The organism is Paenarthrobacter sp. TAF1, from assembly GCF_052113825.1.
Taxonomy (GTDB): Bacteria; Actinomycetota; Actinomycetes; order Actinomycetales; family Micrococcaceae; genus Arthrobacter; species Arthrobacter nicotinovorans.
This window is the reverse complement of sequence record NZ_JBFRDO010000004.1, coordinates 363,538-378,657: the sequence shown is the minus strand read 5'-3', so window position 1 is coordinate 378,657 and position 15,120 is coordinate 363,538. Positions and strand designations below refer to the sequence as shown.

General features: G+C 61.6%; 13 protein-coding genes. 10 read left to right on the top strand and 3 right to left on the bottom strand.

The features are described from left to right. Positions 1-92: 92 nt before the first annotated feature. The 6 genes from AB4Y81_RS07950 to AB4Y81_RS07925 all read left to right on the top strand — a co-directional run bounded on the left by AB4Y81_RS07950 (position 93) and on the right by AB4Y81_RS07925 (position 5,874). The gene (locus AB4Y81_RS07950; RefSeq protein WP_441995631.1) at positions 93-1,187 is read left to right on the top strand and encodes an ABC transporter ATP-binding protein; all 1,095 of its coding nucleotides are present in this window, start codon (positions 93-95) and stop codon (positions 1,185-1,187) included. Beyond that, the gene (locus tag AB4Y81_RS07945; RefSeq protein WP_018776574.1) at positions 1,187-1,927 is read left to right on the top strand and encodes an ABC transporter permease; all 741 of its coding nucleotides are present in this window, start codon (positions 1,187-1,189) and stop codon (positions 1,925-1,927) included. The genes AB4Y81_RS07950 and AB4Y81_RS07945 overlap by 1 nt, the downstream gene beginning before the upstream one ends. Continuing rightward, positions 1,924-2,673 carry an ABC transporter permease gene (locus AB4Y81_RS07940; protein WP_039242274.1) on the top strand — a complete coding sequence of 250 codons (750 nt, stop codon included), beginning with the start codon at positions 1,924-1,926 and terminating at the stop codon, positions 2,671-2,673. The genes AB4Y81_RS07945 and AB4Y81_RS07940 overlap by 4 nt, the downstream gene beginning before the upstream one ends. Beyond that, a complete protein-coding gene (locus AB4Y81_RS07935; protein WP_441995630.1) occupies positions 2,670-3,623 on the top strand; it encodes an ABC transporter substrate-binding protein in 954 nt (317 codons plus the stop codon). The genes AB4Y81_RS07940 and AB4Y81_RS07935 overlap by 4 nt, the downstream gene beginning before the upstream one ends. A 120-nt stretch (positions 3,624-3,743) precedes the next feature. Then, complete coding sequence (locus tag AB4Y81_RS07930; protein WP_018776571.1) at positions 3,744-4,964, top strand: pyridoxal phosphate-dependent aminotransferase; 1,221 nt, start codon at positions 3,744-3,746, stop codon at positions 4,962-4,964. A 55-nt stretch (positions 4,965-5,019) separates the two neighbouring features. Continuing rightward, positions 5,020-5,874, top strand: coding sequence for a polyphosphate kinase 2 family protein (locus tag AB4Y81_RS07925; RefSeq protein WP_039242273.1), 855 nt, complete (start codon positions 5,020-5,022; stop codon positions 5,872-5,874). 20 nt (positions 5,875-5,894) lie between these two features. On the opposite strand, the gene AB4Y81_RS07920 is transcribed toward AB4Y81_RS07925, so the two are convergent. Both AB4Y81_RS07920 and xseA read right to left on the bottom strand, forming a co-directional pair. Next, positions 5,895-6,152 (bottom strand): exodeoxyribonuclease VII small subunit, encoded by a 258-nt coding sequence (locus AB4Y81_RS07920; protein WP_039242271.1) that lies wholly within the window; start codon positions 6,150-6,152, stop codon positions 5,895-5,897. Positions 6,153-6,189: 37 nt separating this feature from the next. Then, a complete protein-coding gene (gene xseA, locus AB4Y81_RS07915) occupies positions 6,190-7,467 on the bottom strand; it encodes an exodeoxyribonuclease VII large subunit (protein WP_441995629.1) in 1,278 nt (425 codons plus the stop codon). 181 nt (positions 7,468-7,648) lie between these two features. Here xseA and AB4Y81_RS07910 point away from each other — a divergent pair, with 181 nt between their 5' ends. Both AB4Y81_RS07910 and AB4Y81_RS07905 read left to right on the top strand, forming a co-directional pair. Beyond that, the gene (locus tag AB4Y81_RS07910) at positions 7,649-8,512 is read left to right on the top strand and encodes a hypothetical protein (protein WP_275775559.1); all 864 of its coding nucleotides are present in this window, start codon (positions 7,649-7,651) and stop codon (positions 8,510-8,512) included. Between the two features lie 24 nt (positions 8,513-8,536). Then, entirely contained in the window at positions 8,537-9,622 is a 1,086-nt protein-coding gene (locus AB4Y81_RS07905; protein ID WP_018776566.1) for a 4-hydroxy-3-methylbut-2-enyl diphosphate reductase, read from the top strand. A gap of 81 nt (positions 9,623-9,703) precedes the next feature. Here the strand turns inward: AB4Y81_RS07905 and AB4Y81_RS07900 are convergent, their stop codons facing one another. Continuing rightward, the gene (locus AB4Y81_RS07900; RefSeq protein WP_018776565.1) at positions 9,704-10,936 is read right to left on the bottom strand and encodes a DNA recombination protein RmuC; all 1,233 of its coding nucleotides are present in this window, start codon (positions 10,934-10,936) and stop codon (positions 9,704-9,706) included. Positions 10,937-11,048: 112 nt separating this feature from the next. On the opposite strand from AB4Y81_RS07900, the gene ychF reads away from it, so the two are divergent. Then, positions 11,049-12,134, top strand: coding sequence for a redox-regulated ATPase YchF (gene ychF, locus AB4Y81_RS07895; protein ID WP_026266974.1), 1,086 nt, complete (start codon positions 11,049-11,051; stop codon positions 12,132-12,134). Positions 12,135-12,443: 309 nt separating this feature from the next. Then, positions 12,444-14,840, top strand: coding sequence for a hypothetical protein (locus AB4Y81_RS07890; RefSeq protein WP_441995628.1), 2,397 nt, complete (start codon positions 12,444-12,446; stop codon positions 14,838-14,840). Positions 14,841-15,120 lie beyond the last annotated feature (280 nt).

Sequence of the window (15,120 nt, the reverse complement as noted above, 5' to 3'; positions counted from 1 at the left end):
TGGGTGAAGATTGCTTTGCAGCCAAGTAATAAGAGTGCATATGATCATCAGGCTCTACCGATGTTCTCGACCACAGATAGGTAAGCCCGGGTATGGCCGAAGCCATGATTGAGTTCCAGAGCGTCACCAAGCGATACCAGGGCGGGCAACCGGCGGTGGACGATCTCACCATGTCCATCGACAAAGGTGCCATTACCGTGTTCGTGGGGCCCTCGGGCTGCGGTAAAACCACGTCCCTGCGCATGATCAACCGCATGGTGGAGCCCACCAGCGGGACCATCACCGTGGCCGGAGAGGATGTGTCCCAGGTTCCGGCGGCAAAGCTGCGCCGCTCCATGGGGTACGTCATGCAGTCGTCGGGCCTCTTGCCGCACCGCTCCGTGCTGGACAACATCGCCACCGTCCCGCGGCTTAATGGCGTATCCAAGTCAGCGGCGCGGAAACGCGCGGCGGAACTGCTTGACGTCGTCGGCCTGGCATCGGTTCTCGGGAAGCGTTACCCGAGCCAACTCTCAGGTGGGCAGCAGCAGCGTGTCGGGGTTGCCCGGGCGCTCGCTGCTGATCCGCCCATCCTGCTCATGGACGAACCGTTCAGCGCAGTGGATCCTGTGGTGCGCGACGAACTCCAGCAGGAGTTGCTGCGCCTGCAACGTGAACTTGCCAAGACCATCGTGTTCGTCACGCACGACATCGACGAAGCCACCGTGCTCGGCGACAAAGTTGCGGTGTTCGCCGTCGGTGGCAAGCTGGCCCAGTACGCCGCGCCGGAGGAAATCCTCAGGGCACCGGCAAACGACTTCGTTGCCTCCTTCGTGGGCCGCGACCGCGGTTTCCGGCACCTCGCCTTCAACGCCGCGGACGCCGTGACCCTGCACCCGGTGACCATGGTCAGCGCCAACGACGGCCACAGTGCCGGGCGTCGCTCGGGGGAATGGGCGCTCGTGGTCGACGAAGATACCCGTCCGCTGGGGTGGTCCTCGCCGCGTGACGGCGCCGGCCTGATCCCCGGCGGATCGCTCTTCCGCAAGGGGGACACGCTGCGTCGCGCCCTGGATGCGGCGTTGTCGTCACCGTCGGGTCTTGGCGTGGCGGTAGACGACGACGGCCGGGTTGCCGGAGTCCTGAAGGCGCCGGAGGTCCTGGCCTTGATCGAGGAAGTCCGGCACCACAGGGAGGACGCCACCTGATGGAGTGGTTCCTTGCCAACAGCGGCATGGTCCTGGGCCTGGCCGGCCAGCACCTGGTTCTCGCGATCATTCCGATGGTCCTTGGACTGCTGATTTCCATTCCCCTGGCCCAGCTGGCCCGGCGGAACAGCACACTCCGTTCGGTAGTGGCTACTGCTACGTCACTGCTTTACACCATTCCTTCGCTTGCCCTGTTCATCATCCTGCCCACCATTCTGGGGACCAGGATTCTGGACCCCCTGAATGTGGTGGTGGCGCTGACCATCTACGCCGTGGCCTTGCTGGTCCGCGCAGCGATGGATGCGTTCGACTCGGTGGACGACGATCTCCGGAACGCCGCCGTTGCCATGGGCTTCAAACCCATGGCCCGTTTCTTCCAGGTAGACCTCCCGTTGTCCCTCCCGGTCATGTTCGCCGGTCTTCGCGTGGTGTCGGTCAGCAATATCTCCCTGGTCAGCGTTGCGGCATTGCTGGGTGTAGGGAACCTTGGATTCCTCTTCACCGACGGACTGCAGCGGACCTTCATCACTGAAGTGGTGGTGGGAATCCTTGCCATCCTGGTCCTGGCCTTGCTGATGGATGCTGTTCTTGTGGTGTTGGAACGACTCCTGACGCCTTGGACCCGTGCGGCAGGTGGCAAGTCTTCGGGAGCTGACGCCACCACCTTGATCACTGAACCCAAGTCCGGTCCTGGCCTGCCGCGTGCAAGCCTTCGGCCCGATACGGGGGCGTCCGGATGAATATTTTCGCTGAAACCATTGCCTGGCTGCTCGACCCCAAGCACTGGACCGGAACCGGCGGGATTCCCACCCGGCTCTTCGAACACCTGCAGTACAGCGCCCTGGTGTTGCTCATTGCGGCCGTGATCGCTATCCCGGTGGGCCTCTTCATCGGGCACACAGGACGTGGCCGGGTTGTGGCTGTCGCTGTGGCCGGCGCGCTCCGGGCGTTGCCTACCCTCGGATTGCTGGTCCTGTTCGCCTTACTCGCCGGCAGCGGCCTGATGCCGCCGGTCTGGGCGCTGGTGATCCTCACCGTGCCGCCACTCCTGGCAGGTACCTATGCCGGTATTTCCAGTGTTGACGCCAACGTCGTTGACGCTGCGAGGGCCGTTGGCATGACCGAACTGCAAATCCTGTTCCGAGTGGAATTGCCCAACGGACTGCAAGTGATGTTCGGCGGTATCCGCACCGCGGTGTTGCAGGTCATTGCCACTGTTTCCGTGGTTGCCTATCTGCCGCTGGGAGGGCTGGGCCGGTACCTGTTCGACGGCCTTGTCCTTCAGGACTTCCCCAGGATGCTGGGCGGCTCGTTGCTTATCGCCGGACTTGCGATCGCCGTGGACCTGATCCTCGCCGGTGTGCAACGGCTTGTCCTCTCACCGGGACTGACCCTCGACTCAAAAGCAAAAGGCAGCCACAAGGCGGCCGAAGATCTCACAGCCACGGCGCCAGCCGGGGCTGCCGTTCAAGGAGGTACACCATGAAGAACCCCGTCCCAATGACCCTTACACGCCGTGGTCTTGGCGGCCTCGCAGCCGGTGTGGGTTTGGCCCTCGCCTTGAGCGCCTGCGGTGGCAGCCCCTTGGCTACCCCTTCCTCGGCGGCGCCCAGTGGCTCTGCCGGAGGCTCCCTGGTAGTGGGCTCCGCTGACTTCCCCGAGAGCCAGGTCATTGCCGAGATCTATGTTGGCGCCCTCAACGCCGCAGGCCTCACGGCTACGTCCAAGCCGAACATCGGTTCGCGCGAGATCTACTTCAAGGCCGTGCAGGACGGGTCCATTGACCTCGTTCCGGACTACTCCGGGAACCTCCTTTCCTTCGTCGACACAGAGGCCGCGGAGGTCTCGGCCGATGATGTCTACAAGGCGCTCCCCGGCAAGCTTCCCGAGGGCCTGGGTGTCCTGGAGGCTTCCAAAGCCGAGGATAAGGACGCGATGGTAGTTACCAAGGCGACGGCCGAGAAGTACCAGCTGAAGTCCATCGAGGACCTGGCCAAGGTGTGCAAGGACTTCACCATGGCTGCCCCGGCCACGTTCGAGACCCGCTCGTACGGTTTCCCCGGTCTGAAGAAGAACTACAACTGCGAACTCAAGGGCCTGCAGCCGTTCAGTGACGGCGGCGGAAACCTGACCTTGCAGGCATTGCTGGAGGACAAGGTCCAGGTGGCCGACATCTACACCACCACGCCGTCCATCGTTGACAACGACCTCGTTGTTCTTGAAGATCCCAAGAACAACTTCAAGGCCCAGCAGGTCCTGCCGCTCTACAACAAGGCAAAGATGACGGACAAGGCCAAGGAAGCACTCAACAACGTCTCCAAAATCCTCACCACCGACGATCTGATCAACCTGAACAGGGCCGTCAGTGGCGACCAGAAGCAGGCACCCAAGGACGCCGCAGCCGCTTGGCTGAAGGACAAGGGCATCGTTAAGTAGCATCCGCATAAAACCGCGTACGACGGCGGTGACGGACCCGCGCGGCTCCGTCACCGCCGTCGTCGTATATGTGAGTTAAGTCTCAGCTGAACTGCATCACCCGTGTGGCATATTTGAGGAATGGCGAAATTCAAGCAGTCCACCAAGCTTCATAATGTCCTCTACGACATCCGTGGACCGATTCTTCAGGCCGCCCAGCAGATGGAGGCGGAGGGTCACAGAATCCTCAAACTGAACATCGGAAACCCGGCCCCGTTTGGTTTTGAAGCGCCTGACGCCATCTTGGTGGACATGATCCGCCACCTCCCGAACGCCCAGGGCTACAGCGATTCCCGCGGTATCTTCTCGGCCCGGACAGCGGTATCGCAGTACTACCAGACCCGTGGCATCCAAAACATCCACGTCGACGACATTTACCTGGGCAACGGAGTCAGTGAACTCATCACCATGTCCCTCATGGCTTTGCTCGAGGACGGCGACGAGGTTCTGATCCCCACCCCGGACTACCCGCTGTGGACGGCCTCGGTTGCACTGGCCGGTGGCCGCCCGGTGCACTATCTCTGCGATGAGGAGTCCGGCTGGCAGCCCGATCTTGACGATCTCGAATCGAAGATCACTCCACGGACCAAGGGAATCGTGGTGATCAACCCGAACAACCCCACGGGTGCCGTTTACCCGGAGGAGACGCTCAAGAAGATTGTGGCCGTGGCGGAGAAGCACGGCCTGGTGCTTTTCGCCGATGAGATCTACGAAAAGATCTTGTACGAAGACGCCGTGCATGTGAATTTGGCTGGACTGACCGGTGACGACGTCCTGTGCCTGACGTTCAGCGGCCTGTCAAAGGCTTACCGTGTGTGCGGTTACCGTGCCGGGTGGATGGCTATTTCCGGGCCGAAGAAGGACGCTGCGGATTACCTCGAAGGCATCAACCTCCTGGCCAACATGCGCCTGTGTGCCAACGTCCCTGCGCAGCACGCCATCCAGACTGCGCTGGGCGGCTACCAGAGCATCAACGACCTCATCCTGCCCGGCGGCAGGCTGCTGGAACAGCGCAACAAAGCCTACGACCTCCTCAATGCCATCCCGGGAGTCAGCACCCAGCAGGCCCGGGGTGCCTTGTACCTGTTCCCGAAACTGGATCCTGAGGTGTACCACATCAGGGACGACGAAAAGTTTGTCCTTGACCTCCTGAAGGAACAAAAGATCCTGGTTTCCCACGGGCGTGCCTTCAATTGGGTTCGTCCGGACCACTTCCGGATGGTGACCTTGCCCAACGTCAAGGACATCGAAGAAGCGATTGGCCGCATGGCGGACTTCCTGTCGAGGTACCCGGGCAACTAGCCTGAGGTGCATAGCCGCGCCATCGGGGCGCGGCCGGACAGAAGGGTACCGCCACATGGCTGCTGCAGTTGAGTTCGCCAAGAGTCCGGCCGAAGTTCTGAAGGTTGGCCCGGGCTTTTCGCTGGCTGGCGTTGACCCCCAATCCACTCCCGGCTACCCGGGGGCCAAGGCTGACGGCAAGGCGCTGCTTGCCGCCCAGGACGACCGGTTGGCCGGGCTGCAGGAGCAACTCTTCGCCGAGGGCAAGTTCGGCAGCTCCAAACGGCTCCTGCTGATCCTGCAGGCCATGGATACTGCGGGCAAGGGCGGGATTGTGAGCCATGTGGTGGGCGCCATGGACCCACAGGGCGTACACCTGGCCGCTTTCAAGGCACCCACGGAAGAGGAAAAGTCCCACGACTTCCTGTGGCGGATTGAGAAGCAGGCACCTGCTGCGGGCATGGTGGGCGTTTTCGACCGTTCGCATTACGAGGACGTCTTGATCCACCGCGTTCACGCCTGGGCGGATGGCGAGGAACTGGAGCGGCGGTATGCGGCAATCAACGATTTTGAGGCACGCCTTGCAGAGCAGGGCACCACTATCGTCAAGGTCATGCTGAACATCAGCAAGGACGAACAGAAAGAGCGTCTCATCGCCCGGCTTGACGATCCCGCCAAGCACTGGAAGTACAGCCGGGGCGACCTCGCCGAGCGCGCCTACTGGGACGACTACATGGCGGCCTACGACATCGCTTTTGAGAAGACATCAACGGAAGTTGCTCCCTGGCACGTCGTGCCGGCAAACAAGAAGTGGTACGCCAGGATCGCTGTTCAACAGCTGCTGCTGGACGCCCTCGGAGGCCTGGAACTGGACTGGCCCAAGGCCGACTTCGACGTCGCCGCCGAACGCGCTCTGGTGGCAGCCTCCTAGGGCTTCCGTTCCTGCTGGCGTCAGTCGGAGCCGGCGGCAGCTCCGGCGTCGTTCCCTGCGTCGCGGGCGGTAGCCAGGCGCTTGCGGGCGCCTTCCAGCCAGTCCTCGCAGCGTTTTGCAAGGGCCTCGCCGCGTTCCCAGAGGGCCAGGGACTCTTCGAGGCTGGCCCCTCCGGCCTCGAGCCGACTGACGACGGCGACCAGTTGCTCGCGGGCTTCTTCGTAGCTCAGTGAGTCCAGGGGATCGGTCCCGGGAGCTGATGGATTGTTGTCGGTCATGATGTCCTTTGCGTGGGTTTGCAGGGCTGTGGGGAAATCAGGGTTCCAGGATTTCCCCGTGGCCGGCGGAGACGGCCTTGAATCGTCCGTGGGCTACCCGAATGGCGAGTGCAGTCCCGTCCGGAGCTTCATCGGGAGCGCTGACCACATGGTGCCCTGCCTGGTCCTCTCCAAGGAGCTGGACAACGGCGTAACCGCGGTCCAAGGTTTTCTGGGGTGACAGTGCCCGGACCTGGGCCCGCAGGTGATGCACTTGGTCCAGTGCCCTCACAACGGCCGTGCTGACCGCTGAATGTGTTCTGCGCTGGAGCCGATGGATATCCTCGGCGCGGGCGTCCACCATGGTTGCCGGGGAGGCAAGGACGGGGCGTGATTTCAGGGAATGAAGCCTGTCCATTTCGCGGTCCACCATGCGGCTGATGCCGCGGCGCAGGTGCTCCCTCGCTTGCCGGACCATGGCCAGTTCTTCTGCGACGTCCGGAACGATCCGCTTGGCGGCATCCGTGGGCGTGGAAGCGCGGAGGTCCGCAACATCGTCGAGGATTGGCCTGTCGGCTTCATGGCCGATGGCACTGACCACCGGGGTGCTTGCCGCCGAGACCGCGCGAATAAGGTCCTCGTTGCTGAACGGCAGGAGGTCTTCCAATGCGCCGCCACCACGGGCCAGTACGATGACGTCCACCTGGGGATCGGCATCAAGTTTCTTCAAAGCGGCAATGATCTGGGAAACAGCGGTGTTGCCCTGGACGGCCACCTCCCTGACATCGAACTCCACTGCGGGCCACCGCAGGGCGGCATTACGCATGACATCTTTCTTGGCGTCCGAGTCCCTGCCGGTGATCAGGCCAATGCGGTGGGGGAGCAGCGGCAGCTTCCTCTTCCGGGAATCGGCAAAAAGGCCTTCAGCTGCCAAGGCTTGGCGCAGCCTTTCAATTCTCGCGAGCAAGTCACCGAGGCCTACCGGTCTGATGTCCTTGACCGACATGTTCAGGCGCCCGGTTTTGACCCAGAAGTCCGCCTTCACCAGCGCCACCACCCGTGAACCGCGCTCCAACGGAATTTTTTGCCGGTCCAGCACGGTGGACCATACGGAGGCCGGCAGGGAAATCTCGGCGTCGACGTCGCGGAGAGTGAGGAAGGCGTTGCCGCCCCTGCGGTTCATTTCAATGACCTGGCCCTCGATCCACGCCGCCGGTGCACGCTCAATGTGGGCTTTGAGTTTCCGGGACAGCAGTTGCAGAGGCCAGGGATTATCCGGGCTGGTTTCGGCAGCGGTCCCGGGTAGGGTTGATTCCGGCGTCGCTTCAGCGGACATGGCTGATCCGTGCCTGTCCCGGTCGCTGCGGTTGTGGCTGCATTCTTGTCGTCCTCATTCAGGGGTGCGTCCTTGGATGCCGGCCGCCTTCCAACTCTATCCATAGCTTTACCGCCGGCTCCGACATTTTTCCTATCATGTGGACAGACCTAGGATGGTGGCACTGCCCCCAACCCCAAGGATGACCTTGCGTACTTTTGTCTCTGCAGTTGGAGTGGTCCTCGCCGTGCTCCTCACGGCCGTCGCCGTTCCCACCGCGTGGGTGGACCAGAACATCGTCAAGGAAGAAGGGTTTGTCCGTATCGCCGGATCCCTGGGAAATGACCTCGGATTCCAGGGCAGGCTGGCTGCGGCCGCTGTAGGGACCTTTGAGTCCTCAGTGGATCTCCCCGATCCCATTCAGTCGCTGGCCGCCGATGCCCTGCGGAAAGCTGCCTCGGGCATGCAGTCGTGGAGCGACTATCCGAAGGCCTGGGAGGACACTGTCAGGAACAGCCACAAACTCAACTTCGGCACGGTGGACCAAGCCGAGGAAGCCCGTGGCAGTACCGCACTTGTCCTGGACATCGGTCCGATGGTCAGGCTTGTTCGCGACCACTTCGCCGAGGCCACCACTATTCGCATTGATGTTCCGGCCGAGAGCCTGGTGTCGCTGGGGCAGCCTTCCCACCGACAACTCGTCGAGCGGGTCGCGACGTTCGCTCCCTTGTGGTGGGTGGCGGCCCTTGGCGCTGTAGTTTCGGCCCTTCTGGCGCTCGTTGCCTCTCGACGCCGTTCCCTGGTTCTGGTGTTCCTCGGACTTGGCGGGCTCGCCCTTGCAGCCCTTTGGACTGCCGGGGCTGATCTTGCCGGGGGAGTGGTGGGGAACCTCGACAGCGCCAACGGTGTGGCGGAGCTGTTCAAGGATGAGTTCCTCACTGCGGCCCGCGCCGGCTTCGGGCAATGGGTTGTGATGGCAGCGGTCGTCTCCGGCGTTGTCCTTGTGGTGGGCGTCATAGCAGCTGTGGTCTCAGGGCGACAACGGTCACGTTCTGCCCTGAGCTAAAGGCCGGGCCGGTAGCATGGAGGCATGACCAGCACAGCAGTTTCCATCCCGATGCCAACGGTGCCCCGCAGACGGCGATCTCCGGAAGAGGTACAGGCAGCGGCTCCCGTTACGGGTCCCAAGAAGGTCCTGCTGGCAGCTCCGCGCGGCTACTGTGCCGGTGTCGACAGGGCTGTCATCGCTGTTGAGAAGGCCCTGGAGCACTACGGGCCGCCTGTCTATGTCCGGAAACAGATCGTCCACAATGTCCATGTGGTCAGCTCCCTGGAAGAACAGGGTGCCATTTTCGTGGAGGAAACCGACGAAGTTCCCGAGGGCGCCTTGGTGATCTTCTCGGCACACGGCGTTTCCCCCGCTGTTGTCCAGTCGGCTGAGGACCGTGGCCTGCGCACCATCGATGCCACCTGCCCCTTGGTCACCAAAGTCCATAAAGAGGCTGTGCGCTTCGCCAAGGAAGACTACGACATCCTGCTCATCGGCCACGAGGGCCACGAGGAAGTCGAAGGTACGGCCGGTGAAGCTCCCGAGCACATCCAGATCATCAACGGCCCCCACGAGGTAGACAAGGTCACCGTCCGTGACCCAGAGAAGACCATCTGGCTTTCGCAGACCACGCTGAGTGTGGACGAGACCATGGAAACGGTCCGTCTGCTGAAGGACCGCTTCCCGACGTTGCAGGATCCGCCCAGCGACGATATCTGCTACGCCACCACCAACCGCCAGGTAGCCATCAAGAAGATCGCTCCGCAGGCCGACCTCGTGATCGTTGTGGGTTCAGCAAACTCCTCCAACTCAGTACGCCTGGTTGAAGTTGCTCTCGAATACGGGGCCAAGAGTTCATATCGCGTCGACTTCGCGAACGAAGTGGACGAATCCTGGTTCGAAGGCGTGGCTACCGTAGGCGTGACCTCCGGGGCCTCCGTTCCTGAAGTCCTGGTGCAGGACGTCCTGCGACTGCTCGCGGACTATGGTTATGGCGAAGTCCAGGAAGTTGTCACGGCAGAGGAAGACCTCCTCTTCTCGCTGCCCAAGGAATTGCGTGCAACCTTGAAGAAGGCGGGCGACGTCACGCGTGCCCTGGGCGGGCGCGGAAACCGCCCCTCATCCTAGGTCTCAAACCCAGACACTGGGATCCGGACATTTTGACCCGTTGCGGGCCGTCTACGAACGGCCCGCAACGGGTCTTTTCAGTCAGGCTGCTGAATCCCGATCTTCCCTGTTTTCAAGGAGCTCAGGTGCAGCCAGCGCCCTGGGAACGGCTTCCACCGACGGCGGGGCCGTAAGTCCGGCATCGTCCATGGTGTTGAGCTTGCGGGCCGTGGGGAGCACCCGCGCTTCCAAGGTGCCTACCATGGCGTTGTAGCGATCAACCGAGGTCTTGAGAGAGCTTCCCAGCTTGCTGACGTTCTCGCCCAGTGTGCCCATCCGTTCGTACAACTGCTTGGAGAGCTCAAACAGCTCGTGGGCGCTGTCCGTGAGGACATCCTGCCGCCAAGTAAAGGCCACTGATTTGAGGACTGCCAGCAGCGTGCCGGGGGAGGCAAGTACGACGTTCCGGGACAGAGCGTGCTCCAGCAAGGCCGGGTCGGCCTCAAGGGCGGATGCCAGGATCGACTCCGCCGGAAGGAAGCAGATCACCAGCTCGGGGGAGTTACCCGGAATGTCCCAGTACTTCTTGGTTGCCAGTGCATCGATGTGGGCCTTGAGCGCTTTGGCGTGCTGTGCAAGGAGTGTCTTCGAGTCCTGGTTGCTGGCAGGGGCTACCGATTCACCGAAGGCCCCGTCTCCATGCAACTGCTCCTGGGCAGCGAGGTAGGAGGCCAGCGGTACCTTGGCGTCCACCACAAGTTGCTTGCCGCCAGGCAGCTGAACCACGAGGTCCGGCCGCAACGTATTCTCGGTTCTGCCCGAATGCACCTGTTCGTGGAAGTCGACGTGCCGCAGCATCCCTGACGCCTCCACTACGCGCCGAAGTTGCACCTCGCCCCACTGGCCACGCGCGCTGTTGGAACGAAGGGCGGAAGCCAGCGCGTGTGTCGACCTGAGGAGTTGTTCATCGGAGAGGCGTGCGTCCTGAAGCTGTTGGGCAAGCTGTCCGTACTGCTCCACGCGGTCGCGCTCCAGCAATGACACCTGCTGCTGTACCGCCGTAAGTTTCTCGGCTACGGGAGCCAACGCCCGCAGAACACTGCCGTCGGAGTTCCTGGCCGCGCTCAACTCGCGGTTCTGCGTAAACAAAAGCCGCCGCTCGGCGTCGGCCGCTGCCAACTGCGCCGTCACCTCCGAAAGCCGCGACGAGACGGCGTCGAAGTCCTCTTCCAAGCCAGCGCCCCGGCGTCGGAAGGCAACGTAGCCGGCAGCGAGACCAACCGCAGCGCCAACCAGCAGCATCAGCAAGGCCAAAACCAATCCAAATCCATCCATAAGGCAACCCTGTCACAGGGGTGCGACAGTTTTAGCGAGGCGGACCGGCAGTACGCGTGCTGACCGTGCAGGGCAAGCGGGGACGGGCTTCCTACGGGTAGAATCAATGCTCGTGGCTCTTACTATTGGCATCGTCGGACTGCCCAACGTCGGCAAATCAACCCTTTTCAACGCACTGACCCGCAATCAGGTGCTCGCTGCGAACTACCCGTTCGCCACGATCGAGCCCAACGTAGGCGTCGTGAACCTGCCTGACCCCCGTCTGGCGAAGCTGGCCGAAATCTTCGGTTCGCAGAAATTGCTGCCCGCTCCCGTGTCTTTCGTGGACATCGCAGGCATCGTGAAGGGCGCGTCCGAAGGCGAAGGCCTGGGCAACAAATTCCTGGCCAACATCCGCGAGGCTGAAGCCATCGCGCAGGTCGTCCGCGTTTTTGACGACCCCGATGTCATCCACGTCGACGGCAAGGTCGACCCGCGCTCCGATATGGAGACCATCAACACCGAGCTGATCCTCGCTGACCTTCAGACCATCGAAAACGCCATTCCGCGCATCGAAAAAGAAGTCAAGATCAAGAAGCGCGATGCCGCTGAGCTGGCAGCCATCAAGGCCGCCCAGACGGTGCTGGAACGTGGCGACACCATCTTCTCCTCCATCAAGAGCGACAAGCTCGAAATGGGCCACCTCAAGGAGCTTGGACTCCTGACGGCCAAGCCGTTCATCTACGTCTTCAACGCCGACGAAGGCATCCTTGGCGATCCCGCCAAGCAGGAAGAACTGCGCGCCATGGTTGCCCCGGCCGACGCCGTGTTCCTTGACGCGAAGCTCGAATCCGACCTCGTCGAACTGGACGAGGAAGAAGCCCGAGAGATGCTGGAAATGAACGGCCAGTCCGAATCCGGCCTTGACCAACTGGCTCGCGTCGGTTTCCACACGCTCGGCCTGCAGACCTACCTCACCGCCGGTCCCAAGGAAACCCGTGCATGGACCATCCGCCAGGGCGACACCGCGCCCCAGGCAGCAGGTGTGATCCACTCAGACTTCCAGCGCGGTTTCATCAAGGCCGAGGTGGTCTCCTTCGATGACCTCATCGAGGCGGGCTCCATGGCCGAAGCAAAGTCCCGTGGCAAGGTCCGCATCGAAGGCAAAGAGTATGTGATGGCCGACGGCGACGTGGTGGAGTTCCGCTTCAACGTCTAGATTTTAATTGATGGAAATATGCCGCCCCCCGTGAATCGGAGGGCGGCATATTTTTCGTGGTGTCTGCCGGAGCGGTCCGCCGGTTATGACGACCCCATGAATTATGTCTGGCTATGGCACCATGAGCAGTAGAGAAAACAATAGGGGGAAATTGTTATGACCGAACCACATCAACCGACTGCCGCTCCGGACGGGCCGTCGCCGAATACAGTCCCGCACAATGCGGCACCGGACAGCCATTCAGCCATCGGTGCAGAAAGCGGCACTAAAAATATTGGCCCTACCAACGCCGGCCTCAAAACTGGGCCGGTGTCCAGCGTCGTCAGTTCTTTTGACGCAAAGTCGCTGATTCCGGGGGCCCTGGTGGGGGCCATTTCCTATGCAGCCGTTCTCATCACCGCATTTCTCTTCCTGATTCTGGCTCTTATAGGTGTGGCCATCAGCAACGGCGGCAACACCGATCTCCCGTCCAATTCGATGGTTTCCGGCGGTAATAGCAGCAGCATGCCGTCCCCGTGGTCCCTGATGGGTCAGTTGGCCGTTCAATTGGTAGTCATGAGCCAGCTTGGGGCGCTCGGCACGAGCATCGACGCAACATTTCCGTTAGTCGGAAGCGTCCAGGGTTCGGCATCATTCTTTGCCGTTCCACTGTTGTTGACTGCCATCTCAGTTGCAGTCCTGTTCCTTGCCGCACGGATTGCCGCAAAGCGGTCCGAAGCCCACACCACAGCCGGAATCTGGATCGAGGCAGCAACAGCCGGCCTCGTCTTCACCCTCTTGGTCAACGCCTTCGGTGCGATATTTGCCGTGAACCTGCCCATTCCCAATGTGAAGGTCAGCTCGATCGGGGCCGTGACCTTTGGCTCTGTGATTTTTGCGCTGATCCTCGGAACCCTCGCCGCATATTTGGGGCGGATGTCGGGTAAACCGCGCGTCCCGGCCCTTAGTGGGCCGGGTGCCGCAATCGGTCGGGCCTTCGAAGCTGTGGCCGTTCATTATGGTGTATTTCTTGCCATTGCGATTCCCGTCCTGGTAATTGCCATCGGCATTAAGTCCGGATGGCAGGCCTCGCTCTCTTCACCTTTGTGGGCGCCCACCGCAGGCTTTTTCATGTTCGGATTGGGCCACCTGAGTGCCGTTAGCCGCACCTGGAATTCCGGTTCCAGCATGTCTTCGTCGTCTAATTCATCAGGCTCGGATATCAGCTTTGGATTCGGCAATGCGCTCACCCAATTCGGCGTGCCGGGCTGGGCCGGGTGGCTGATGCTTCTCCTGGCATTGGTCTCCGTCGTGGTGGCTTCTGTTTTCTGGTACCTGCGCCGGGGGCCGGTGGTCAGCAACAAGATCACCGACTGGGTCCTGCTTCCCGCTTCTTTCCTGGTGGCCGGGACGTTGATGACGTGGCTCAGTGGCGTAACAGGAACGTTCGACGCCGGGTCACTGGCTTCGGGGGCCGTCAGTATGACGCTGGCGTGGTGGACGCCGTTCATCTTGCTGCTTTGGGGCGGCGCAACGGAAGTTTCAGCACGTTTCCTGGCGCCACAGTTGAGCAGGTATGTGCCCTTGTCCCTGGCGGGCAGGATCGCTCCCGCCAAGCCTGTCGTTGCTGAACAGGCTGCCACCGCACCTGGTGACGGTCAATCCGTGCCGGCTCCCGCTGCGGCTCACCCGGCCCTGGCACCGAGAGAGCCCATGACTGCCCAAGCGAAGCGCAAGCTTGGTCTGATCCTGGGAGCAGCCGGTCTGGTCGTCGTACTGGTCGTCGGGGCATTCATCGCCGTCGATGTGATCAAGGGCAACAACGGACCAGACAAGGCCGTCGCCGGCTACCTCCAGGCGCTACAGAATGGCGAGGCGTCCAAGGCGATGGCCATCGCCGATCCCGGCGTCGCCACTGACCAGCGAATTCTGCTGACCGATGAGGTCTATTCCAAGGCGGGCAAGCGCATCGACAGGTTTGAGATCGTGTCTACGAATGTCTCAAACGACACAGCCACCGTGGTTGCCGCCATGTACCAGGACGGCCGGAAACAGCAAACGACCTACCGTTTGCATAAGTCCAACCCGGAGTTCTTGGATGATCACTGGGTCATGGACTCCGCGTCTCCACGGACTTTGCGCATTTCGTCCGACACCCCGGTGAAAACCCTCCTGATCAATGGACAGTCAGTTGATGTCAACCTCTCTGACAGCCGCTCCGTGACGTATCCCGCCTTGCCTGGCGAGTACACGGTAGAGTTGCCGTCCTCGGAGAAGTATCTGTCAGCTCCGAAGCTGACCACGATGGTGACCATCGGCACCGTGTCGACTTCTTCAACGGCCAGCCTAAAGGTGGAAGCTTCAGAAGCATTGAAGTCAGAGGCAATGGCCCAAATCGATGCCTATCTGGCTGAATGTGTGAAGTCCACCGAGGCCCGGCCGGCCAACTGCCCCTTGAACAGCTACAGTTCCTCGCGCTACACAAAGAACTTCCGCTGGGCACTCACCACCAAGCCCACGTTCGTTGTCAGCAAGGGCTACGGCGAAACCCCGTGGCGTGTACGCACGTCGAATCCGGGGAAAGCGACCGTCACTTATGAGAAGGACAACTCATATGGTTTCGGGACGCCGGACTGGAAGACCACAACGGACACCACCTCAGTATCACTGAGCGCCAACATCAGCCTGGATGGCGGCAAGGTAAAGGTGTCGTTCAACGACTACTAGGATCCATAAATTGAGGCCCTTCCCGGTTCGCCGGGAGGGGCCTCAAAAGTATGAAGAGCTTTTAGGTTCAGGGAAAGCCAACGGGAACAGCTGGCACGGAGCTGCCGTTGCCATTGACCCAGCCCATCCATCGGGCGAAAGATGAAGCCGAGACGGGGTTGTTTCTGCGCCTGAAAAACGTCCTGTCCTGCTGTCAGACAGCGAATGCTACCACCGGGTAGTGTTTGACTTGAAATTCCCGCCGTTTTAGGCATGTGGAGGTTGCGGAACGGTTACAGTT